Here is a 21,039-nt window from a genome sequence, read left to right as displayed (position 1 = left end):
CTGTCTGGATGCACGTTGAATGGGGCGCTCGTCGCGACGCTCGGACGCCCGAAGACCTTCGGCTCCGGCCGCTCGCCGGGTTCACTTCGCCGCCCGGTTCAGCTGATCCGACTGGCGTTCAATAAGTGCGATGGGAAGGGTCGGCGAGATGCGAGGCAACGACAAAGCTCACGCAAGGCATGGCAAGCACGATAAATAACGCAACGTGAGCGAGAGCCCGCGCGTGCCGCGTCGCGAGCCAATAGAGCGCGACGACCAGTTGCAGCGCGCAGAAGATCCACACTGGCACGCTCGTCAATATGCTTGCTTCGCCCGTGCCGGCAAGCCATAAACCGATGGGCACGACCACCGCGCTCAGCAACGCGAGCACGCCGAAGCATGCGCTTTTTCGCACGCGCCTCACGAATAGCAGCGCGGCCACTGCGACTTGCGCGGCAGCAACGTAGAAAATCAGGCGCGGCAGTGCGCTACCGGTTGGGTAGGCGTGCGGATCGATCAGATAAGCGATGTAGATGATGGCGGTTCGCAATGTGTCTGTCATCGTATTGCAGGGCTGGCTGGCGGGGCTAACTACGGCACACGAATGCAGAAACGGGCGGACGCGGATACGGGCTGCGGCCTCGAGCGCTTCTCAGATGAGCACCACCGCCACGACGATAGCGATCCAGATAAATGCAGCGCCGGCCATAAACAGATGCCGCGCGATGCGCATTCTGGCGTCGGGGGTGTCGGATGCGACAGGCGCGGTGGCCATCCAAGGCACGACTCCGAGGCAGGCGAATCCGATCAGCGCGAGTGCCGCGATGAGCCGGTCCGCGCGCGTCCAGCCGCCTGGCTCGTTGATCCCCCAGTAGCCGAGAAACGCCATGCCGATCGAAAAGACCGTTGCCGAAGCGGAACTGATCGCCACCACCGATCCTTGGGGACTCGGCATGATTCACCTCCTGTCACAAGGCCTTTTATCGTGCCGTCGATTCTACTTCAAGCATTTGACGTTTCAGCCGCCGCGCGTTTCCCGCGCTTCATAGGCTTTCAGATGCGTGTACGCGACGCGCAGCAGCGATAGCGGCGACGCGGCCCGTTGCGCCTCGCCGCCCCGTTCGATCAGATTGCCGACGATATGGTCGGCTTCGATCTTCGAGCGATTCTCGATGTCGCGCAGCATCGAAGCGGTCAGCGGCGAGCCTTCCTTGAGCAGGACGCCGCGGTCGCGCGTCTGCACGGCGTCGCTGACCGGAAAGCCGTTGTGTTGCGCAATGCCAAGGCACTCGCCGTAGATGCCCTCGATCAGCTGCTTGCCGTCCCGCGTCTTCAGAATGTCGCCGATCGCTGCGCGGGTGACGCAGGTGCTTGCGGCAAGCGTTGCGAGGAACGTCCATTTGTCCCACATCCGCTGGCCGACGTTGTCGACCGCCTGGGAAATGAAGTTGGCGCCGTCGAACGTGCGCTCGATTTCGCGGATGCGGTCCGACATGCCGCCCGCGAGCTCGCCGTAGGCGATCGAGTGCGAGTCGTTCAGGTGCTCGATCTCGCGGTTGCGATTCAGCGTTGCAGCAATGAACGCGATGCCGCCGAGCACGTTCGCGGCGCCGAATTTCGCCTTGAGCGTATCGATATGGCTCATGCCGTTGAGCACGGGCAGGATCATCGTCGACGGGCCGACCGCGGGCGCGAACGACTCGATGGCGTCGTCGAGGTTGTAGGCCTTGCAGCTCAGCAACACGAGATCGTACGGTCCGCGGATGCCGTCGGCGAGCACCGTGGGCACGTCGCGCAGCGTTGCGTTGCCATGCGTGCTTTTGACCACGAGACCCGAGCGCTTCAGTTCCTCGGCACGCCCGGCGCGCACGAGAAACGTCACGTCGCGGCCCGCCTCGATCAGGCGTGCGCCGAAATAACCGCCTAGCGCACCCGCGCCCACTATGAGAATTCGCATCTTCGTTCCTTCGATTGTCGAGTGCCGGATAAAAACGTACGCAAGTATGCGGGAGAAGCCCGGAACGCGTGCGGCACGCGGCGCGCGCCGCGAGCCGCCTCGACCGCCGCTCGGCCCCGGGGCGACATTTCAGCCCGCATACGCCGATAAACGCTGACGAGTCAGAACATTTCGAGCGCGAGCGCGATGCCCTGCCCGCCGCCGATGCACAGCGTGACCACGCCGCGTTTGAGGCCGTCGCGCCGCATCGAATGAATCAGACGCGTCGTGAGAATTGCGCCTGTCGCGCCGATCGGATGGCCATGCGCGACCGCGCCGCCTTCGACGTTGACCACGTCTTCGGCGAGACCCAGTTGCTGGATGATCGCGAGCGGCACCGCGGCAAACGCTTCGTTGATCTCGAAGCGCTCGACATCAGTCAGCTTCCAGTCCGCGCGTTCAACCGCCATACGCACCGCCGGCACCGGGCCCAGGCCGAACATGCCGGGCTCGACTGCGCCGATGCCATAGGCGACGAGCCGCGCATGCGGCTCGATGCCGTTCGCTTCCGCGTAACCCCGTTCGGCGACCAGCATTGCCGCCGCGCCCGAATTCAGGCCCGGCGCATTGCCGGCCGTGATCGTGCCGTCGCGGCGAAACGCGGGGCGCAGCTTCGCCAGCGTTTCGACGGTCGTATCGGGACGCAGTTGCTCGTCGTCGGTAAAGCGAATCGCTTCCTTGCGGCCCTGCACTTCGACTGCCACGCGTTCCGCTTCGAACGCGCCGCGCTTTTGCGCGGCCGCGAACCGCTGATGCGAACGCGCGGCCCAGCGATCCTGCGCTTCACGCGTAATCGAAAGCTTCGTAACGAGATCTTCGGTGTGCCAGCCCGAATGCTCGCTCGAGAACGCGTCGACGAGACCGTCGTGCAATGCGCTGTCGTAGATCTGCGCATTACCCATGCGATAACCCCAGCGGCCCTTGTCGAGCAGATACGGCGCGCGGTCCATGTTCTCCATGCCGCCCGCCACCGCGACCTCGCCGAAACCGAGCCAGATTTCGTGCGCGGCCGACACGACCGCCTGTGCGCCCGAGCCGCATACGCGATTCACTGTCTGCGACGGCACCGACACGGGCACGCCGCCTGCAATCGCGGCCTGACGCGCCGGGTTCATCCTGTTGCCGGCCTGCACGACGTTACCCATGACGACGGAGCCGAGCCTGCTCGCATCGAAGCCGCTGCGGCGCACCGCTTCTCGCACGACGAGCGCGCCGAGGTCGGTGGCCGGTACGTCCTTGAGCGTGCCGCCAAACGCGCCGATTGCGGTTCTGACGGGATTGCTGATCACGATTTCTCGAGTAGTCATTGCTGCTCCTCACAAGGAAGTGCTACACGTGGAAGCCTCGCTCGCGCCGCGCGCGAGGCGCCGATGATGTTCATGAAGCGGCGGTCGAAGCGGCTTGCAGGCCCGCTCGCCCGCCAATCAGTTAGCGGCGACGGCCGCCAAAGCGGTTGCCATCGACGCAGCAGCCGGTGTTTGCGTAACCGCCCCGCCCGCATTCGCTGCCGTCGCGCTGTCCGCTGCCGGCGCATTCCATCCTCCGCCGAGCGACCGGTACAGCGCGACGGCCGCCTGTGCATGCGTGCGCTTCGCTTCGTTCAGCGCTTGCGCGTCGACGAGGTAGGCCTGCTGCGCATCGAGCACATCGAGAAAACTCGAGGCGCCGTTCTTATACAGTTGCGTCGACAGCTTCAATGCCTTGTTCGAAGAGTCGAGCGCGCCGCCCAGCCGGTCGACCTGCGTTGCGCCGCTAACGAGGTCGCTGCGCGTATCCTCGATTTCCTTCAGCGCGTTGAGCATCGTCTGCTGCAGCCCGAGTTGCGATTCGCGCATCCGGCTTTCGCTTGCGTCGATATTCGCGGTGATACGGCCCGCGTTGAATATCGGGCTCGTCGCACTCAATGCGGCACTAAACAGGTTATCGGTCAGCGTCGGCGTACCGACCCACGATGCGGCAAGCAACCCATCCGTCAGATTAAGCTCGAACTTCGGGTAACGCTCGGATCGCGCCAAACCGACCTCCGCAGCACGCTGCTCGACTCTTGCATACGCGGTCTGCACATCGGGACGGCGCAGCAATGCCTCGGACGGCAGCGTTACGGGCACACCCTGCGACGGCATCGGAATCGCACGCGCATCAGTGAGGACGAGCTGGCCGACGCTTTCCGGCGTGCGGCCCGAAAACACCGCAATCAGACTCAGCTGATGCTGAATTTCCGACTGAACACGCGGAATGCGCGCCTGCAGGTCCTGCAACTGGTTCTGAGCGCGCGCGACGTCGAGCTGCGTCGAAAGGCCATAGCGGAGCCGGTCCTGCGTGAGCTTCAGCGCGCGGCTGCGGATCTGCTCGTTGTCGTTGAGAATCTGCAGTTCCGATTGCGCCCAGCGCAGATTGATATAGGCGGCCGCGGTGTTTGCGGCAAGCGCGAGCCGCAATTCGTTCAGCGCGGATTCGCGCCCCGAGACCTGCGCCCTGGCCGCGAGCACGGCAAGGCGTTCGCCGCCGAATACGTCTGGCTGCCAGCTTGCCGAAAGCCCTGCACCTGCCGCATCGACGTAACCGAGCGGGGGCGGCAGAATCTGCCGCGTATGCGACGCGATTCCCGTCGCATCGAGTTCCGGCAGCAACGCTGCACGGCGTTGCTTCACGTCGTCCTGCGCCTGCTTCACGCGCTCGACAGCCGCTTTCACATCGAGGTTATCGTTAAGCACCGACTGCACGAGATCATGCATGACAGGGTCGCCGAATCGCGTCCACCACCTGTTCGCATCGACGTTATCTTGCGGCGCATCGACGCTCCAGGCGGCCGGCGCAGTCGTCTTCACGGTTTCCGGCAAATCGGCGTGCGTCGCGGGTTGAACCGCGCAGGCCGCGAGCGTCAGCACCGCTGCGGTAGCCAGCACTTTCATCAGAATCGGTTTCATGGCGGTTCCTTGACTGAGTCTTCTAGTGAGCATCGGGGGGCGGCGCGTTAAAGCCAAACGGTTTTGAGAACAGCATCGCGAAGAGCGCGACACCGAAGCACAGCGCAACCGCCAGAAAAGTGTCGGAGAAAGTCAGCGTCAGCGCTTCGCGCGTCAGCAGCGCATGCAGCGATGCGGCGCTGCCCTGCAGACCGTTGACCATATCGCCGCCGGCCGCGGACAGATGCGCGGCCTGATCGCGCAGGAACGATTCGACGACAGGCCGGCCAGCGGTGACGTGTTCGTCGAGCCGTTCGTAATGAAGATTGAACCGGTCGTTCAACATCGTGCTGACCACGGCGATGCCGATCGCGCCGCCGAGATTACGCATGAGGTTGAAGAGTCCGCTCGCCGACTTGAGCCGCGACGGCGGCAGCGAACCGAGCGCCATCGTGACGATCGGCGCGATGCAGAACTGCTGGCCGAAGCCGCGCAGCGCCTGTGGAATCAGAAACTCATACCAGCCCCACTGGTGCGTGATCGGCACATACAGATAGCAGCCGAGGCCGAACAGAATCAGTCCGAACACGAGCAGCGTGCGCAGACTGATAAACCGCGCAGCGGTCGTATACATGACGAGCCCCATCAACTGGAACACGCCGACCGAAAGCAGCGCAAGGCCGATTTGCAGCGAATCGAAGCCGCGCACGCGCGCGAGAAACACCGGCGTCAGATACACGGTGCAGAAAATGCCGATGCCGGTGACGAACGACAATAGGCTGCCGATGCCGAAATTGCGCAGCGCCAGCGCCTTCAGGTCGACGATGGGCTCTTTCGCGGTGAATGCATGGACGAAAAACAGAAAACCGCAGATGCCGGAAATCCATGCACACGCGAGAATCACAGGGTCGCCGAACCAGTTTTTGCGCGGGCCTTCCTCAAGCATGTATTCGAGGCAGCCGAGAAAACCGCTCATCAGCACGATGCCGCGATAATCGCCGCGCTTGAGCAGCGAGATGTCGGCGTGGTCGACGTGCACGAAGCGCGGCACCAGTACCGTCACCAGCACGCCGGGCACGAGGTTCAGGTAAAACAGCCAGTGCCACGACCACTGGTCGGTCACCCAGCCGCCGATCACCGGACCGATGGTCGGCGCGATCGTTGCAAGCGTGCCGATCGCCGTCGACGCGATCAGGCGCTGGCGGCCCGGAAACATCATGAATGCGGTGGTAAACACGGTCGGGATCATCGCCGCGCCGAGTGCGCCTTGCAGCGCGCGAAACAGGATCATCGAGTTGATGTTCCACGCAAGGCCGCACAGCATGCTCGTCACCGTGAAGCCGAAGGCCGATGCGGTAAACAACCAGCGCGTCGAGAACACGCGCGTGAGCCAGCCCGACATCGGAATCACGAGAATCTCCGCGATCAGATACGCGGTTTGCACCCAGGACAGCTCGTCCTGGCTCGCGGAAAGTCCGCCGCCAATGTCTCGGAGCGAAGAAGCGACGATCTGGATATCGAGTGTCGCCATGAAAAAGCCGATGCACATCAGCGTGAACGCGAAGACTTTTTCGCGCATCGGCATATTCATCGGGTCGATCGGGGGATGGGCGGGGTGGGTCATGGTGAGCGTTTTCCGTTGCGCGGCACGCGGTTAGCGATCGGTTGCGATCGGTTGCAAGCGTTTGCGTTGGATTCGGTCATGCGCCTGCGCGCTGTTCGTTCAGATGCACGCTCACCGTCGCCGACAGGCCCGGCCGCAGTACGTGATGCAGGTTCTTCGGCACGTCGAGCCAGATACGCACCGGCACCCGCTGCACGATCTTCGTGAAGTTGCCGGTTGCGTTTTCCGCGGGCAGGATGCTGAAGGTCGCGCCGGTGGCCGGGGCGAGGCTTTGCACGACGCCGGTAATCGGTTCGCTCGATGCGTCGAGCTTCACGTCGACCTTGTCGCCCGCCTGCATGTGCCTGAGCTGGTCTTCCTTGAAGTTCGCATCGATCCACAGGCCATGCTCGGGCACCACGGTCAACAGCGAGACGCCGACATTCGCGAGCATGCCCACGCGCGCCGTGCGGTTGCCGATGTAGCCGTCTACAGGCGAGCGGATCGTCGTGTATTCGACATTCAGTGCCGCGACGCGCTGCGCGGCTTTTGCCGTCGCGACGCGCGCCTGCGCGTCGCCGATCTGCGCATCGACCACGGTAAGCTGACGCTGCGCGGCAACCAGCGACGCATTGCTGCGATCGACAGCGGCACGCGCTTTCTGCAGGTCCGCATCGGCGCGCTCGACCACCTGATCCGATACGGCCTCGTCCTTCACGAGTGCGCGATAGCGATACTGGTCGGCCGCGCTGCGCGTGAGCTCGGCGCTCGATGCGTGGACGCCCGCCGCCTGCTCGTTGATCAGCGCGAGCTGCAGCGTGCGCTTCGCCTCGAGTTCGGTCACGGCGGCTTGCGCGCTCTGCACTTCGGCGTTCGCCTGTGCGAGCCGCGCGTCGTAGTCGCGCGAATCGATGCGGATCAGTACCTGATTCGCATGCACGAACTGGTTGTCCTTCACGAGCACGTCGGTCACGAAGCCGCTCACGCGCGGCGCCATCACGGTGACGTCGCCGCCGACATACGCATCGTCGGTGGTTTCGATGAAGCGGCCGACGAAGTACCAGTAGGAACCCGCGCCGGTCAGCACAACGACGACGGAAAGCACCGCAAGCAACATCCAGGGAATACGGCGTGTTTTCTGCGCAGTTCCCGCCACGTTCGGGGGCGCGATTGTCGATGGAGTTGAGCTCATGTATTTGAGTGCGTATGCACTTAAAATGGTTAAAAAAATGCGCCAGCAGGCGCCTTCCTTTGCCTTTCGTTGCTCAGATTGGCTTTTTCGTCAAATCGAACAGTTCCTGCCGCAATGACGCGGCGCGCTGCGTGCCGAAGTGCCTTTCAAACTCCTGCTGCGCGTCGTGCCAATGGCTCACCGCGGCTTCGAGCTTCTCGAGGCCAGCCGCCGTGAGGCGCATCTGTAACGCCCGGCGATCGGCCTGCGATGCGTCGCTGCGCACGAGGCCGTCGCGCTGCAGCGGCTGGATCGCACGAACCAGCGTCGTGCGCTCCATCACCATCCACTCGGCCAGTTCCTTCATCGTGATGCCGGGCCGACGGCGAATCCGGTTCAGGATCGAGAACTGCGTGATCTTCAGACCGGCCTTGCCGACGTGCCGGTCGTAGATTTGCGATACGAAGCGCGCGGCTTGCCGGATCGCAAAGCAATCGTCTGGCAGCAACGGCGTGGCTAACGGTTCGTCTTCTGAGTGCATATACACAAATATCGAGTCAGGTTGATCGAAACTTTCTTCGAACGCTACGGGAAAAATCAGGCGGTGATGCTAAAGAGCTCGCTACGTAACGATTTAGCGCGCGCCTTGCCGAACTTCGCTTCGAATTCGTCCTGCGCTTCGCGCCACGCGGCAGCCGCCTGCTCGAACAGATGCCTGCCCGCGTCGGACAAACTGAACAGATAGGTGCGGCCGTCGTGCTCGGAAGCCTCGCTGACGATCAGCCCGTCGCGTTGCAGCGGCTTCAGCGCGCGAACCAGCGTAGTGCGCTCCATGACCATCGATTCGGCGAGGTCCACCATTGTCAGCTGCGGCTTGCGCGACAGCTTTGCCATGATGGTGTACTGCGCCGCCGTCAGGCCGACCTGGCTCAAATGACGTTCATAGATCTGCGTCACAAAGCGCGCGGCCTGGCGCAGTGCGAAGCAGTTGCATTCGTCATGGGACAGTGGCTTGTTCATGCTTCGCAGCATATATGTGCGTACGCACAGCGTCAAGCCTTACATACAGAAAAATATCGAGGGCGCCGGATCCCGCCTATGCCAGCGGCGATCGCTGCACTGCTGATGGCGCCCTTCGTCCGGTTACTGCTTTTGCAGCAGAGTCTTTAGTTCCTGCACGTTTTCTTCGACCCGCTTCGCGATCACCGCATACGAATCGGCCTGCGACCGGTAAGCGGCTTGCGCAAGCTGCTGCATGTCGGCAAGCGCCTTATGCAGCGTCTGCTGAACGAGTTCGGCCGTTTGCGCGGACGGCATGCCGCCGGTGGCCGCGTGCTTCGCCGCAAGCGCTTGCAGTTCGGCGAGCGTCGAGCGCAGCATGTCGGCCTGCTGCTGTGCGATCGACTGCATGCCTTGCAGCGCCATCTGGTTCGCGGCGACCAGCGCCTCGATATCCTTGCGCCGAGCTTCCATCACAGCAGGAACATCGAAGCCGGGCAACCTGAACTGTTCCAGCATTTTGTTGAATTCGGCAAACGGATTGGCTGCGTCTTTGGATTCCATGCTCGATTCTCCAGGAACGATGCGTCGAAATGTCGGTACGGCCGGCGGTACGGCCGGATAGCCGGCGGCGAGCTGCGGGGCCGGTTATCCGCACGTGGATCGATCATGCACGTTCTGTTCCCGATATGCCAGCGCCGCCGCCCGATTGCCTCGATCCGCGCACACGATGCATGCTTGAGGGTATGGCCGTCGCTGCGCGACACACCGCTTCGCGCCCATGCGCAAAGACTTGCGAACCGCATACAATGGCGCCCATGCATTGATCGGAGTAATTCACGCGTGCGGCAAGCAGGTCGTCAAGCGGCTTGCGCGCGCGGGCGCGCGCTGCGCCTTAACGGAGATCCTTCATGAGCACGACCGCAAGCGGCAATACGAACCGAACCGACGGCACGCGGCTGCGGCAGCTGACTGACCTGCCATCGCCGAAAGGCTTGCCGATCATCGGCAACCTGCATCAGGTTTCGCTACGAACATTTCACCTGAATCTCGAACGCTGGGGCCGCGAACTGGGCACGCCCTACACGTTCCGCATGCCCGGGCAGCAGATTGTCGTGCTTGGGGATACCGACCACGTCCAAGGCATCTCGCGCGAGCGTCCGCATCGCTATCGCCGTTTCAAGCCCGTTGAAACGGTGCTCGCGGAATTCGGCGCGAACGGCCTTTTTTCTGCGGAAGGCGCGGCATGGGAGCCGCAGCGCCGGCTCGTCATGCAAGCACTGTCCATCCCGCATATTCGCGCGGTTTATCCGACGCTCGCCGACATCACGGGCCGGCTGTACACGCGCTGGATGCGCGCGGCGCAAGAGCAGCGCACCGTCGATATGGTCGAGGAAATGAAGCGCTATTCCGTCGACGTCACGAGTGCGCTCGCCTTCGGCGAAGATCCCCGCACGCTCGAGCGCGATACCAATGTCATTCAGGAGCATCTGAAGCTGATCATGCCGGCGCTGATGTCGCGCACGAGCGCGCCGTTTCCCTACTGGCATTACGTGAAACTGCCGCGCGACAGGCGCCTCGATCGCGCGCTGATCGAAATTCACCGTTATGTGCGCCGGATGATGGAGCGTGCGCGCGAACGCATGCGCGACGATCCGTCGGAGATGCCACGCAATCTGCTCGAAGCGATGCTCGCGATGCGCGATATGCCCGACTCCGGCATCACCGACGACCAGGTCTCCGCGAACGTACTGACCATGTTGCTTGCTGGCGAGGACACGACCGCGAATTCGCTCGCGTGGTCGACGATGTTCATCGCGACCGACGAGCCCTTGCAGGCGCGCCTCGCGAAAGATGCGCGCGCAGTGCTCGGCAGTGCGCCCGTCTGCACCGACTATGCGAAGCTCAAAGAGCTCGACGTGTTCGAAGCGGTCTGCACCGAAACCGGCCGCTTCAAGCCGGTCGCCGCGCTCAGTTCGTTCGAGCCGCTCGAAGACGTGACGATGGGCGATGTGCTCGTGCCTGCCGGCACCTTCATGTTCTTCCTGAATCGCCCGGCCATGCACAATCCGGCGAACTTCGTGAACCCCGAGCGCTTCGATCCTGACCGCTGGCTGCAGGCCCGCGACCCCGCACGCGGGGCGCACGAACAGCGTGCGTATCTGCAATTCGGCGCAGGACCGCGCGTGTGCCCGGGGCGGCACCTGGCAGGCGTCGAAATGCGCGCCGCGCTGTCGATGCTCGCCGCGAACTTCGAGGCGAAACTCGCCGTCGACGCGTCGGAAATCGAGGAGATCAACGACTTCATCATGAAGCCGAGCAAGATGCCGATGAACCTGACCATCCGTCCGCGAGCGGAATAAGCCAAAACCGCGCGCATACCGCGGTCAACTACAGCGCACGACAACAGCATGGACCGACTGCAGGCAATGACCACGTTCGTCACGGTCGCCGAAACCGGCGGGTTTTCGGCCGCCGCGCGCAAGCTCGACGTATCGCCGTCGGTGGTCAGCCGCATCGTCACCGAACTCGAGGAACATCTCGGCGCGCGGCTGCTTACCCGCACCACGCGCATCGTCCGGCTAACCGAGACCGGCGCCAGCTACTTCGAAGACTGCCGGCGCATTCTCGGCGAAATCGACGAAGCCGAACAATCGGCAAGCGGCGAGCATGAGGCGCCGCGCGGTGCAATGACGATCACCGCGCCTGTGCTGTTCGGCGCCTTGTATGTCACGCCGATCGTCGTCGAGTATCTGGCGCGTTATGCGGAAGTGGAAATGAACTGCTGGTTTCTCGACCGCGTCGTCAATCTCGTCGACGAAGGCATCGACGTCGCCGTGCGCATCGGCGAACTGCCGAACTCGTCTCTGCAGGCAATTCGCGTCGGCACCGTGCGACGCGTGGTCTGCGCGTCGCCGGAATATATCGAGCGCTGCGGCACACCGCGCACGCCCGACGATCTGAACGCGCACACCATCATTTCAACGAACGCCGCATCGAACGCGTCGTCGGAGTGGCGCTTCACGGTCGAGCGCCGCCTCCAGACGCTGCGCGTTCAGCCGCGCTTGACGAGCACGACGAACGATGCGGCCATCGCCGCGGCCGTCAAGGGTTTCGGCATCGTGCGGCCGCTGTCGTATCAGATCGCGAGCCATCTGCGCGCCGGCACGCTGCAAGTGCTGCTCGAGCAATACGAGCCGCCGCCGCTGCCGATTCATGTCGTGCATCGCGAAGGCCGGCACGCCACGCAGAAAGTGCGCGCGTTTCTCGATCTCGCGATCGAACAGTTGCGCTCGGACCCTGCGCTCAATCGAACTGCCTGATATCGCCGGGTACGCCCGGTGTCGTGCGACGCGTCGAGCCGCGAGGCGTATCGGCCCGGGCGCTGCAGTCTCCAGATGATATCGGCGTCCTGCCGATGCGCTCATGCTCAGGCTTTCCGGACTCGTATCCAGTACCTCAACCAATCATTTTATGTCACGGCGTGAGCCGTTTCAGCGAGCAGGACATACTTGCTCAGCGCTTGCACGGCCTTGACAGGTCTCTCTCCATTCCCCCGGATTTTCCAGGGGAATTGGTCCATTTATATCACATTCAAATATAATCACGCCTGCTGGTAAAACTGCCATAGCCGTCGCCTCAATGCCGCCGGAACTGTTTTCCCGATCGTCGGTGCCGGCAAATACAAGAGGGAGACACCGGCACCCTCGCCACTCATTGCTCCGTACCCGCTCATCGTGTCCCGAACCAACGTGATTCGCTGGCTGGCCAGCTTTGTGCCCGGCCCCATCCTCCTCAAGTGGCCGGAGCGGATCCGCTCGTCCGCGGGAGCCTTTATTGGCCTCGCGCTCACCGCGACGCTGATGCAGGTGTCGTTCGGCCCGGGAACCACGATCCCGATGCTGATCGCGCCGATGGGCGCATCGGCCGTGCTGCTGTTCGCGGTGCCGGCGAGTCCGCTCGCACAACCGTGGTCGCTGATCGGCGGCAATCTCGTCGCGGCAACCGTAGGCGTCATCTGCGGGATACTCGTGCCGGATCCGTTCATCGCAGGGGCACTGGCGGTAGCCGGCGCGATTGCCGCGATGTTCGTGCTCCGCTGCATCCACCCGCCATCGGGCGCGGTCGCATTGACCGCGGTGCTTGGCGGACCCGCGATTCACGCGCTCGGTTTCCGCTTCATTCTCGAACCGGTATTCGTACAATCGCTATTCCTGCTCGGGTCGGCGCTGATCTACCACGCGATTACGGGGCATCGCTATCCGCACGTCGCGCTCGTCTCGCGCGACGCCACGGCCGATCCGTCCGCGCATCAGCCGTCGTTGCGCGCCGATCTCGAAGCCGTGCTGCGCCGTCGCAGCGAATTGCTCGACGTGAACCCCGACGACCTCGAAACGCTGCTGCGTGAAACGGAGATGCAGGCGTATGCACGCAATTTCGGCGAGTTGACCTGCCGCGACATCATGTCGAATCCGGTTATCGCCGTAGCGCCCGGGGCGACTGCCGGTACCGCGTCTTATCTGCTGAACCTGCACGGCATCAAAGCCTTGCCGGTGGTTACCGAAGACCGGCGCGTGATCGGCATCGTTACGCGCGCGAACCTCGCGAGCGGCACGGCCGAAGCACGGCCGGGCTTCATCGAGAAGTGGTCGCGGCGCTGGTTCGCACCGCGCCCGCGCCTCGGCGTCGCACGGCCCGCGCGCCGTTCGATCGTCCAGTCGCTGATGACCACGCAGGTGCATACGGTTACCGTCGACACGCCGATCGTCGAACTGGTGCCGATCTTCGCCACGCACGGGCACCATCACATTCCGGTGCTCGATGCGCATCGCCGGCTTGCCGGCATCATCACGCAGGCGGATCTGATTTCCGGCCTCTACCGCCGCACGCGTGCACCGGCATACCGGGCAGCGTGATTTATATCATCTTGTGATATATTAGACGTTTCCCCATCGTCCTTCTTCCCTCGACCCTTTATATGAAGACCCTCACACGCGAGTTGGTCAAGGCTGACTTCGAGCAGCTATCGGAATTCCGCTATCAGATGCGGCGTTTCGAACGATTCTCCGAGCAGGCCGCACAAGGCGAAGGCATCACGCCGCTGCAATATCTGTTGCTGCTGCATATCAAAGGCTATCCGGACCGCGAATGGGCGACGATCGGCGAACTGGCCGAGCGGCTGCAAGCGCAGCATCACGGCGCGGTCGCACTGGTGTCGCGCTGTGAAGCGTTGGGGCTCGTCGAGCGGCGCGTCAGCGAAACCGACCGCCGGCAAGTGGAAGTTCACCTTCTGAAGGCGGGCGAGCGTGTGCTTTCGCGCCTTGCCGAACTGCATCGCGCCGAGCTGAAATCGCTCAAGGGCGCCTTCACCATTCCGCAAATCGATCTGTAAAACATCATGAGTCACGACGCCCACAAGCGCGATTTTTCCAGCAATGCCCGTCTGCCCGGCATCTCCGCGCTTGCCGTCGTGATCGGCGCGCTCGCCACGCTCGCCGCCTTCGTGCTGCTAAGCCTGATCCATCTGTTCACCAACCTGTTCTTCTACGGCCGCTTTTCCTTCGCGGACCATTCGCCGGCGCTAAACACACTCGGCGCATGGGTCGTGTTGATTCCGGTCGTCGGCGGCCTGATCGTCGGACTGATGGCACGCTACGGCTCGGAGAAAATCCGCGGTCACGGCATTCCCGAGGCCATCGAGGCGATCCTGTTCGGCAAGAGCCGCATGTCGCCGAAGGTCGCCATTCTGAAGCCGCTGTCGTCCGGCATCGTGATCGGCAGCGGCGGCCCGTTCGGCGCGGAAGGCCCGATCATCATGACGGGCGGCGCGTTGGGCTCGCTGCTCGCGCAATGCTTCAAGGTCACCTCGGCCGAGCGTAAGACGCTGCTCGTCGCAGGCGCAGCCGCCGGCATGACCGCGGTGTTCGGCACGCCGGTCGCGGCCGTGCTGCTCGCCGTCGAACTGCTGCTGTTCGAATGGCGCCCGCGCAGTTTCCTGCCTGTCGCGCTCGCATGCGCGGTGGCCGGCTTCGGCCGCGCCGTATTCTTCGGCACGGCGCCGCTTTTCCCGCTGCAAACCGCAGAGCCGAGCGCGCTATCGCTCCTGTCGTGCGCGATTGCGGGGCTGCTGTCGGGCGCGTTAGCGTCGGGACTTTCTGCGGCGCTCTACAAGGTCGAAGACCTGTTCGGGCGTCTGCCGCTGCACTGGATGTGGTGGCCCGCACTAGGCGGACTCGTGGTTGGTATCGGCGGCTTTGTCGAGCCGCGCGCGCTGGGCGTCGGCTACGACGTGATCGGCGATCTGCTGCATCAGCATATTGCGTTGCAGATCGCCATCGCGCTGCTCGTCGTGAAGGCGGTGATCTGGGTCGTTGCGCTTGGCTCGGGCACGTCGGGCGGCGTGCTCGCCCCGCTACTGATGCTTGGCGCGGGCCTTGGCACGGTGCTCGGTCACGTGCTGCCCGGCGGCGAACCGGCGCTCTGGCCGCTCGTCTGCATGGCGGCCACGCTCGGTGCGACGCTCGGCGCGCCGCTCACGGCCATCGTTTTTGCGTTCGGCCTTACGCACGACGCCAATGCGCTGCTGCCGCTGCTCGCCGCCACGCTCGTCGCGCACGGCTTCGCCACCGTCGTCATGAAACGCTCGATCATGACCGAAAAGATCGCGCGGCGCGGTTATCACATCTACCGCGAGTACGGCGTCGATCCGCTCGAGCGTCACTATGCCGACGAAGTAATGTCGCGCACCGTCGAAGCGATCGACGCGAACGTCACCGTGCGCGATGCACTCGCCACGTACTTCGGCGCGAACCAGAAACGGCGCGCGTACCCGGTGATTCGCAACGAGGCGGTGCTCGGCATACTCGACCGCGCAACGCTCGAACGCATTCGCGAATCGGCGCAGACGAGCATGGCGGCGGCTGCCGCCGTCACGGCCGAAACGGGCGGCCCGGCAGCGGTCGACATGTTGCCGGACGCGCTCGAGATGCGCGTCGGCGACCTGATGCAGGACACGCCGGCTGTCGCGATGCCGCACGAAACCTGCCGCCTGATCGCGACGCGGCTCGCCGTGCACGGACTCGAGCGGTTGCCGGTGGTCGCCGATCGCAAATCGATGCGTCTGATCGGCATCGTGTCGCGCAGCGACCTGATCAAGCCGTCGCTCGGCCACTTCGAAGAAGAGCACAAGCGCGAGCGGTTCCGTTATATCGGTTTCTGGCCGGGCGCCGGCAAGCGGCCGCTCGCCGCGCCGCAAAACGAAGCGAATTCGCATGGCTGATTGCGGCCGTCCTGCTTCACCTGCGGCCGCTCAACGCGGCCAGGCTAACGACGTGCAATAAAAAAATCCCCGCTAACGCGCGATCGCGATAGCGGGTTCGACACCCCTACTGGATGAAGTAAGCGGCGGCGTGGCTCAACGTGCGTTTTTGCTCTGCGCGATTGCTGCCAGCGCCTTCGTCACACCCGCGCCGTAAGCCGGGTCAGCCTTCGTGCAATGCTCGACGTGCAAGTCCTGCACCGCTTTCGTCGTGCCTTGCAACGCGCGCGCCGTGTTGTCGAACAGCACCTGCTGTTGCGCCGCCGACATCAGACGGAACAGATTGCCGGGCTGCGAGAAGTAGTCGTCGTCGACGCGGTGATTCCAATGATCGGCCGCGCCTTCGATCGACAGCGGCGGCTCGCGGAAGTCCGGCTGTTCCTGCCATTCGCTGACCGTATTCGGCTCGTAGGAAGCCGTGCCGCCGAGGTTGCCGTCCACGCGCATCTGGCCGTCGCGGTGATAGCTGTGTACCGGGCTTTGCGGCGCGTTGACCGGAATCTGGAAGTAGTTCGAGCCGAGGCGATAGCGTTGCGCATCGGCGTACGAGAACAGACGCCCTTGCAGCATCTTGTCCGGCGAGAAGCTGATGCCGGGCACGACACTCGACGGCGCGAAGCCGGCCTGCTCCGTTTCCGCGAAGAAGTTGTCCGGATTGCGGTTCAGTTCCACCACGCCGACTTCGATGAGCGGATAGTCCTTCTTCGACCAGACCTTGGTCAGGTCGAACGGATGGTAGCGATACGAGCCCGCCTCCTTTTCCGGCATGATCTGCACATAAAGCGTCCAGCGCGGGAAATCACCGCGCTCGATGCTTTCGTACAGATCCCGCTGGTTGCTCTCGCGATCGGTTGCGCAGACTGCCGCCGCTTCTTGATCGGTAAGGTTCTCGACGCCCTGCTGCGTGCGGAAGTGGAACTTCACCCAGAAGCGCTCGTTCTGCGCATTGATAAAGCTGTACGTATGGCTGCCGAAGCCGTGCATATGACGGAAGCTCTTCGGAATGCCGCGGTCGCTCATGACGATCGTCACCTGGTGCAACGCCTCGGGCAATTGCGTCCAGAAGTCCCACTGGTTCTGCGCGCTGCGCAGGCCGGTGCGCGGGTCGCGCTTGATGGCGTGATTCAGATCGGGGAACTTCAGCGGATCGCGGAAGAAGAACACCGGCGTGTTGTTGCCGACCATGTCCCAGTTGCCCTCTTCCGTATAGAACTTCAGCGCGAAGCCGCGAATATCGCGTTCGGCGTCGGCCGCACCGCGTTCGCCGGCCACGGTGGAGAAGCGCGCGAACATCGGCGTCTTCTTGCCGATCTGCGAGAAGATTTTCGCGCGCGTGTACTTCGTGATGTCGTGCGTGACCGTGAACGTGCCATGAGCGCCCGCCCCCTTCGCATGCATGCGTCGCTCCGGAATCACTTCGCGCGCGAAGTGCGCGAGCTTCTCGATCAGCCAGACGTCCTGCAGCAACGCCGGGCCGCGCGGGCCCGCAGTTTGCGTGTTCTGATTGTCGACGACGGGAGCGCCGAATGCCGTGGTGAGCTTGCTCATGGGGTTTCCTTTGAAATAGTCGATCGAAGCCAATTGGTGCAACAACAACTCGAGCGCCGGCGTGATCGACGCCGGCGCTTTTCTCAACCGTGCTGATGCGATGGATCGTCGCAATGCGCGCAGCCATGCGCATCGTCAACCCACGCATTGCCGAGAATAATGCTGCAAAAATTCAAACGCTTGAATTTCGGATCCTTCAGGGCAAGCACATCATCGTTGACGGTGCCGAATGTCGAATCCGGACGATGCTTCATGCCTTCGTTGAACGCATCGATAATCTGTTCCTTGAAGTTCGCTACGCGCGGATGCGCAGCTACTACCTGGCGGCGCTGCTCCTCCGTGAACTCGTTATAGGCAAAACCGAGCACGTCCATTTCGACGCCGGCCGTCACCAATTGCACAACCGGCTTCTTGAACGGCGGGATGCCAGGCGTCGTGTGCAGCGCAATCGCATCCCAGACCAGCTCGACATCCGTTTCGGCGATGCCGTGCTGACGCAGGAAATCGGCGGCCGCATTCGCGCTGTCGACTTCGAAACGGTTCTGCGAATTGCTGTAGCGCTGCGTGAGGCCCATGTCATGGAACATGCCGCCGATATAAAGCAACTCGGGGTCGTATTTGAGCTGCCTGCGTTCCCCGGTCAGCGCACCGAACAGAAAGACGCGCGTCGAGTGGTGAAACAGCAGGTCGGATTCGGTGTCGCGCACCAGTTCGGTTGCTTCCCGCGCCAGTTTGCTGTCGGGGATCTTGATGCCGGCGATGATCTTGCTCATTGCGTTGCTCCAAAAGTGAAGGTCACTGGCTGGCCGATCGCCTTCTGAAGCGGGCGGCGCACCTTGTCTGGACTACGCAGTAAGTGTCGTTCGCACACGGCCTTCACTCAATCGGATCGATGCATCGATCCATGCCAATCGCACTGCAAGTTCTGCCAACGGGGAGTCGCCCGTGGCCAGCACCCCCGGCCACCCGGCCCCGACCGTCGCACCGGCAACCTCGAGCGGCATCGAAACAATAAACGCTATCAATGCGTTGCTACGTCTGCGTGACAGACCGCAGCGCGAGCCGAGTGGGTACGGCATGATGGCCTCGCATCGCCGCGCTCCTCTGTCAATTCGCACAAGACCTATCCGAAACGCACGGTCGATGCGTGCCGGCTAGCGCGTGCGAAGGCGATACACTGACACCACCCGCTATCCACCGACAACGACAGCAACGGACAACAGCATGAGTGACAGAATCGGACAGATCACGGTGCGCCGCGTCGGCGCCGACGAAGCGGCCCGCCTCGTCGAAGCGCTGGCCGGCGTACTCGTCGATTGCGTGGAAGGCGGCGCATCGGTCAGCTTCATGCTGCCGCTGCCGCGCGAGCGGGCGCTTGAGTTCTGGCGCGACGTCGCGGCGGGCGTCGTGCGCGGCGAACGTGCGTTGCTCGTCGCCGAAGACGATGCCGGACACATCGTCGGCACCGTCCAGATGGTCCTCGCGCAGCCCGACAATCAGCCGCATCGCGCGGACGTCGCGAAGATGCTCGTCTCCCGCGCGGTGCGCAGGCAAGGTATTGCGCGACGCCTGATGGCGGCGGTCGACACCGTCGCGCGCGAAGAAGGCAAAACCGTGCTGGTACTCGACACCGTCACCGGATCGCCCGCGTCGCGGTTATACGAACAGTCGGGCTGGCAGCGTGTCGGCGACGTGCCAAAGTACGCGCTGATGCCGGACGGCGAATTCTGCTCGACGACCTATTTCTATAAACATCTTTGACATTGATGCAGTGCCCGATCGCCGCGGATGGCAGAAAGCCGCGAAGCCGCGCAATCGTGCCGCGACGGCGATAGCGCTAGCCTGTACGGGCGGCAGCGGCGCAATCACATATGGCGCAATATCGGCCCGGGTCGGCGGCCGCGAAAAACAGACACGACCCGATCGACCCAGCGGCGCATCGCATGCGGCGAGTCGAAATAGTCGCATGTCACCGAAATTTCCGCGGCGCAATCGGCGTCGGTGCTCATGCTGATGCGTTCGTGTCTGGGCAAGCGGAGCACGCCTCCGGGTTCGAGCCAGTAGTCGTAATCGCAGTCGGCACGGGTCAGCCACACGCGTTCGCCGAGCGCGCGGATCTCGGAGCCCGGCGAGCAATCCCAGTAGAACACCTTGCCCGGCTCGACTGCGAAGTGATAGGTGATTTTCGGAAGTCGCACGTTCGCATGGACGTGCTGCGCCAAGTGTTGCATCCTGCCTCCTTTCTGACCTGTCCGTGCCGATCCGAGCCCGACACGCCCGCGTGCGACGAAGACCGTTCACAGGAACGCAGCGTGCAACGCGGTAACAACAAAAGAACGCGCGGCTATATCTGAATATTCCGAGTCCTGATCATTTCAGGTTGCATGCACCATAAAAGAGCGGCGACATTCAGACGATGTTTATTACAGTTACCGCCTCGCATCTACCAGTGTCGGCCATATGACGCCAGCGGGTGGGGTATGCTTTGCTCTGGTGCATTGCACATAGCCGCATGCAGGGCATGCTGCCTGACGACATCACGAACAACCTTTGGGGGAGGCTCGAGCAAATGGACTCATTTGCCCAACGGACGATTGCACGCGTGGCGTTCTCTCGCGCGCTCGACATGCTGCGAGCGCTGACTGCGCTGGCCGCGCTCATGCTTGCGTGCCTCGTTCCATCCGCGCCGTCGTTCGGCGCCGGCAACGAGGCCACACTGCGCGACAAATACCAGAGCCTCTCTGCTCAGCTTGCCAGCAATGCGTTCCATCGTCCGCTATATCTCGATTCGACCGAAGCGCACGATTCGCTGAAAGGCGACATCTACGCCGTTCTCGACTATCCGTTCGCCACCGTCAACGGCGCATTGAACAATCCTGAGAAGGGACCGGCAAACTGGTGCGACGTGCTGATCCTGCATCTGAACATCAAGTATTGCCATGCGACGACGGGTGCCAAAGGCAGCACGCTCAACGTGAATCTCGGCAAGAAAGTGGAGGAGAAACTGTCGTCGACATTTCGCGTGACGTTCGACTATCACCCTGAGGTCACACGCTCCGACTACTTCCGGGTCGATCTAAGCGCGGACCAGGGTCCGATGAGCACGAAGGACTATCACATCGTGCTCGAGGCAATGGCGATCGACGCCACGCATACGTTCATTCACCTGACCTATTCGTACGGCTACGGCACGGCGGGTCGATTCGCGATGAAAACCTATCTGGCAACGATCGGCAGCGACAAGGTGGGCTTTTCGACATCGGCCGATAGCGGCGACTATATCGGCGGCGTGCGTGGTCTCGTCGAGCGCAATACGATGCGCTACTACCTTGCGATCGACGCCTATCTGGCATCGCTATCCGCGCCGGCCGGCCAGCGTCTCGACGATCGGCTGAACCGCTGGTTCGATGCGACGGAACAGTACCCGCGCCAGTTGCACGAGGTGAAAAAAGTCGATTACCTCGAGATGAAGCACGACGAATATCAGCGTCAGCAAACCGCGCAATGACGTTACTTTGC

Annotated in this window: 20 protein-coding genes; 7 read left to right on the top strand and 13 right to left on the bottom strand. The window is 63.1% G+C overall.

Going from position 1 to position 21,039, the window contains the following annotated elements; all coding sequences use genetic code 11:
• Window positions 1-118: 118 nt before the first annotated feature.
• The 10 genes from BTO02_RS24705 to phaP all read right to left on the bottom strand — a co-directional run bounded on the left by BTO02_RS24705 (window position 119) and on the right by phaP (window position 9,218).
• The gene (locus BTO02_RS24705; protein ID WP_075159815.1) at window positions 119-541 is read right to left on the bottom strand and encodes a hypothetical protein; all 423 of its coding nucleotides are present in this window, start codon (window positions 539-541) and stop codon (window positions 119-121) included.
• 90 nt (window positions 542-631) lie between these two features.
• Window positions 632-934, bottom strand: coding sequence for a hypothetical protein (locus BTO02_RS24700; protein WP_075159814.1), 303 nt, complete (start codon window positions 932-934; stop codon window positions 632-634).
• Between the two features lie 63 nt (window positions 935-997).
• Window positions 998-1,936, bottom strand: coding sequence for a 2-dehydropantoate 2-reductase (gene panE / locus BTO02_RS24695; RefSeq protein WP_075159813.1), 939 nt, complete (start codon window positions 1,934-1,936; stop codon window positions 998-1,000).
• A 161-nt stretch (window positions 1,937-2,097) separates the two neighbouring features.
• Window positions 2,098-3,282 (bottom strand): thiolase family protein, encoded by a 1,185-nt coding sequence (locus BTO02_RS24690; RefSeq protein WP_075159812.1) that lies wholly within the window; start codon window positions 3,280-3,282, stop codon window positions 2,098-2,100.
• A 117-nt stretch (window positions 3,283-3,399) separates the two neighbouring features.
• Window positions 3,400-4,902 (bottom strand): efflux transporter outer membrane subunit, encoded by a 1,503-nt coding sequence (locus BTO02_RS24685; RefSeq protein WP_083615350.1) that lies wholly within the window; start codon window positions 4,900-4,902, stop codon window positions 3,400-3,402.
• Between the two features lie 22 nt (window positions 4,903-4,924).
• Window positions 4,925-6,505, bottom strand: coding sequence for a DHA2 family efflux MFS transporter permease subunit (locus tag BTO02_RS24680; RefSeq protein ID WP_075159811.1), 1,581 nt, complete (start codon window positions 6,503-6,505; stop codon window positions 4,925-4,927).
• Window positions 6,506-6,581: 76 nt separating this feature from the next.
• Window positions 6,582-7,676 (bottom strand): HlyD family secretion protein, encoded by a 1,095-nt coding sequence (locus BTO02_RS24675; RefSeq protein WP_198039316.1) that lies wholly within the window; start codon window positions 7,674-7,676, stop codon window positions 6,582-6,584.
• A 73-nt stretch (window positions 7,677-7,749) separates the two neighbouring features.
• Window positions 7,750-8,196 carry a MarR family winged helix-turn-helix transcriptional regulator gene (locus BTO02_RS24670; protein WP_075159809.1) on the bottom strand — a complete coding sequence of 149 codons (447 nt, stop codon included), beginning with the start codon at window positions 8,194-8,196 and terminating at the stop codon, window positions 7,750-7,752.
• 56 nt (window positions 8,197-8,252) lie between these two features.
• On the bottom strand, window positions 8,253-8,675 hold the full coding sequence (locus BTO02_RS24665) for a MarR family winged helix-turn-helix transcriptional regulator (RefSeq protein ID WP_075161348.1): 423 nt from the start codon (window positions 8,673-8,675) through the stop codon (window positions 8,253-8,255).
• 123 nt (window positions 8,676-8,798) lie between these two features.
• Entirely contained in the window at window positions 8,799-9,218 is a 420-nt protein-coding gene (phaP, locus tag BTO02_RS24660) for a phasin family protein (RefSeq protein WP_075159808.1), read from the bottom strand.
• A 347-nt stretch (window positions 9,219-9,565) separates the two neighbouring features.
• Between phaP and BTO02_RS24655 the strand changes: the two genes are divergently transcribed.
• The 5 genes from BTO02_RS24655 (at window position 9,566) to BTO02_RS24635 (ending at window position 15,933) form a co-directional block, all read left to right on the top strand.
• A complete protein-coding gene (locus BTO02_RS24655) occupies window positions 9,566-11,017 on the top strand; it encodes a cytochrome P450 (protein WP_075159807.1) in 1,452 nt (483 codons plus the stop codon).
• Window positions 11,018-11,065: 48 nt separating this feature from the next.
• Window positions 11,066-11,977 (top strand): LysR family transcriptional regulator, encoded by a 912-nt coding sequence (locus BTO02_RS24650; protein ID WP_075159806.1) that lies wholly within the window; start codon window positions 11,066-11,068, stop codon window positions 11,975-11,977.
• Window positions 11,978-12,409: 432 nt separating this feature from the next.
• Entirely contained in the window at window positions 12,410-13,570 is a 1,161-nt protein-coding gene (locus tag BTO02_RS24645; RefSeq protein ID WP_198039333.1) for an HPP family protein, read from the top strand.
• Window positions 13,571-13,632: 62 nt separating this feature from the next.
• Window positions 13,633-14,046, top strand: a complete 414-nt coding sequence (locus BTO02_RS24640; RefSeq protein ID WP_075159804.1) for a MarR family winged helix-turn-helix transcriptional regulator — start codon at window positions 13,633-13,635, stop codon at window positions 14,044-14,046.
• A gap of 6 nt (window positions 14,047-14,052) precedes the next feature.
• A complete protein-coding gene (locus BTO02_RS24635; RefSeq protein ID WP_075159803.1) occupies window positions 14,053-15,933 on the top strand; it encodes a chloride channel protein in 1,881 nt (626 codons plus the stop codon).
• 135 nt (window positions 15,934-16,068) lie between these two features.
• Here BTO02_RS24635 and BTO02_RS24630 read toward each other — a convergent pair whose 3' ends face one another.
• On the bottom strand, window positions 16,069-17,520 hold the full coding sequence (locus BTO02_RS24630; protein ID WP_075161347.1) for a catalase: 1,452 nt from the start codon (window positions 17,518-17,520) through the stop codon (window positions 16,069-16,071).
• A gap of 83 nt (window positions 17,521-17,603) precedes the next feature.
• Window positions 17,604-18,293, bottom strand: a complete 690-nt coding sequence (locus BTO02_RS24625; protein WP_075159802.1) for an HD domain-containing protein — start codon at window positions 18,291-18,293, stop codon at window positions 17,604-17,606.
• Window positions 18,294-18,744: 451 nt separating this feature from the next.
• Between BTO02_RS24625 and BTO02_RS24620 the strand changes: the two genes are divergently transcribed.
• Window positions 18,745-19,281: a GNAT family N-acetyltransferase gene (locus tag BTO02_RS24620; protein ID WP_075159801.1), complete on the top strand. Its 537-nt coding sequence runs from the start codon at window positions 18,745-18,747 to the stop codon at window positions 19,279-19,281.
• Window positions 19,282-19,385: 104 nt separating this feature from the next.
• Here the strand turns inward: BTO02_RS24620 and BTO02_RS24615 are convergent, their stop codons facing one another.
• Window positions 19,386-19,751, bottom strand: a complete 366-nt coding sequence (locus BTO02_RS24615) for a DUF2917 domain-containing protein (protein ID WP_075159800.1) — start codon at window positions 19,749-19,751, stop codon at window positions 19,386-19,388.
• A 428-nt stretch (window positions 19,752-20,179) separates the two neighbouring features.
• Here BTO02_RS24615 and BTO02_RS24610 point away from each other — a divergent pair, with 428 nt between their 5' ends.
• Window positions 20,180-21,028, top strand: a complete 849-nt coding sequence (locus BTO02_RS24610; protein WP_232243712.1) for a hypothetical protein — start codon at window positions 20,180-20,182, stop codon at window positions 21,026-21,028.
• Window positions 21,029-21,039: the final 11 nt, after the last annotated feature.

This window comes from Paraburkholderia sp. SOS3 (assembly GCF_001922345.1).
GTDB lineage: Bacteria > Pseudomonadota > Gammaproteobacteria > Burkholderiales > Burkholderiaceae > Paraburkholderia.
This window is presented reverse-complemented; position numbering and strand designations above follow the sequence as displayed.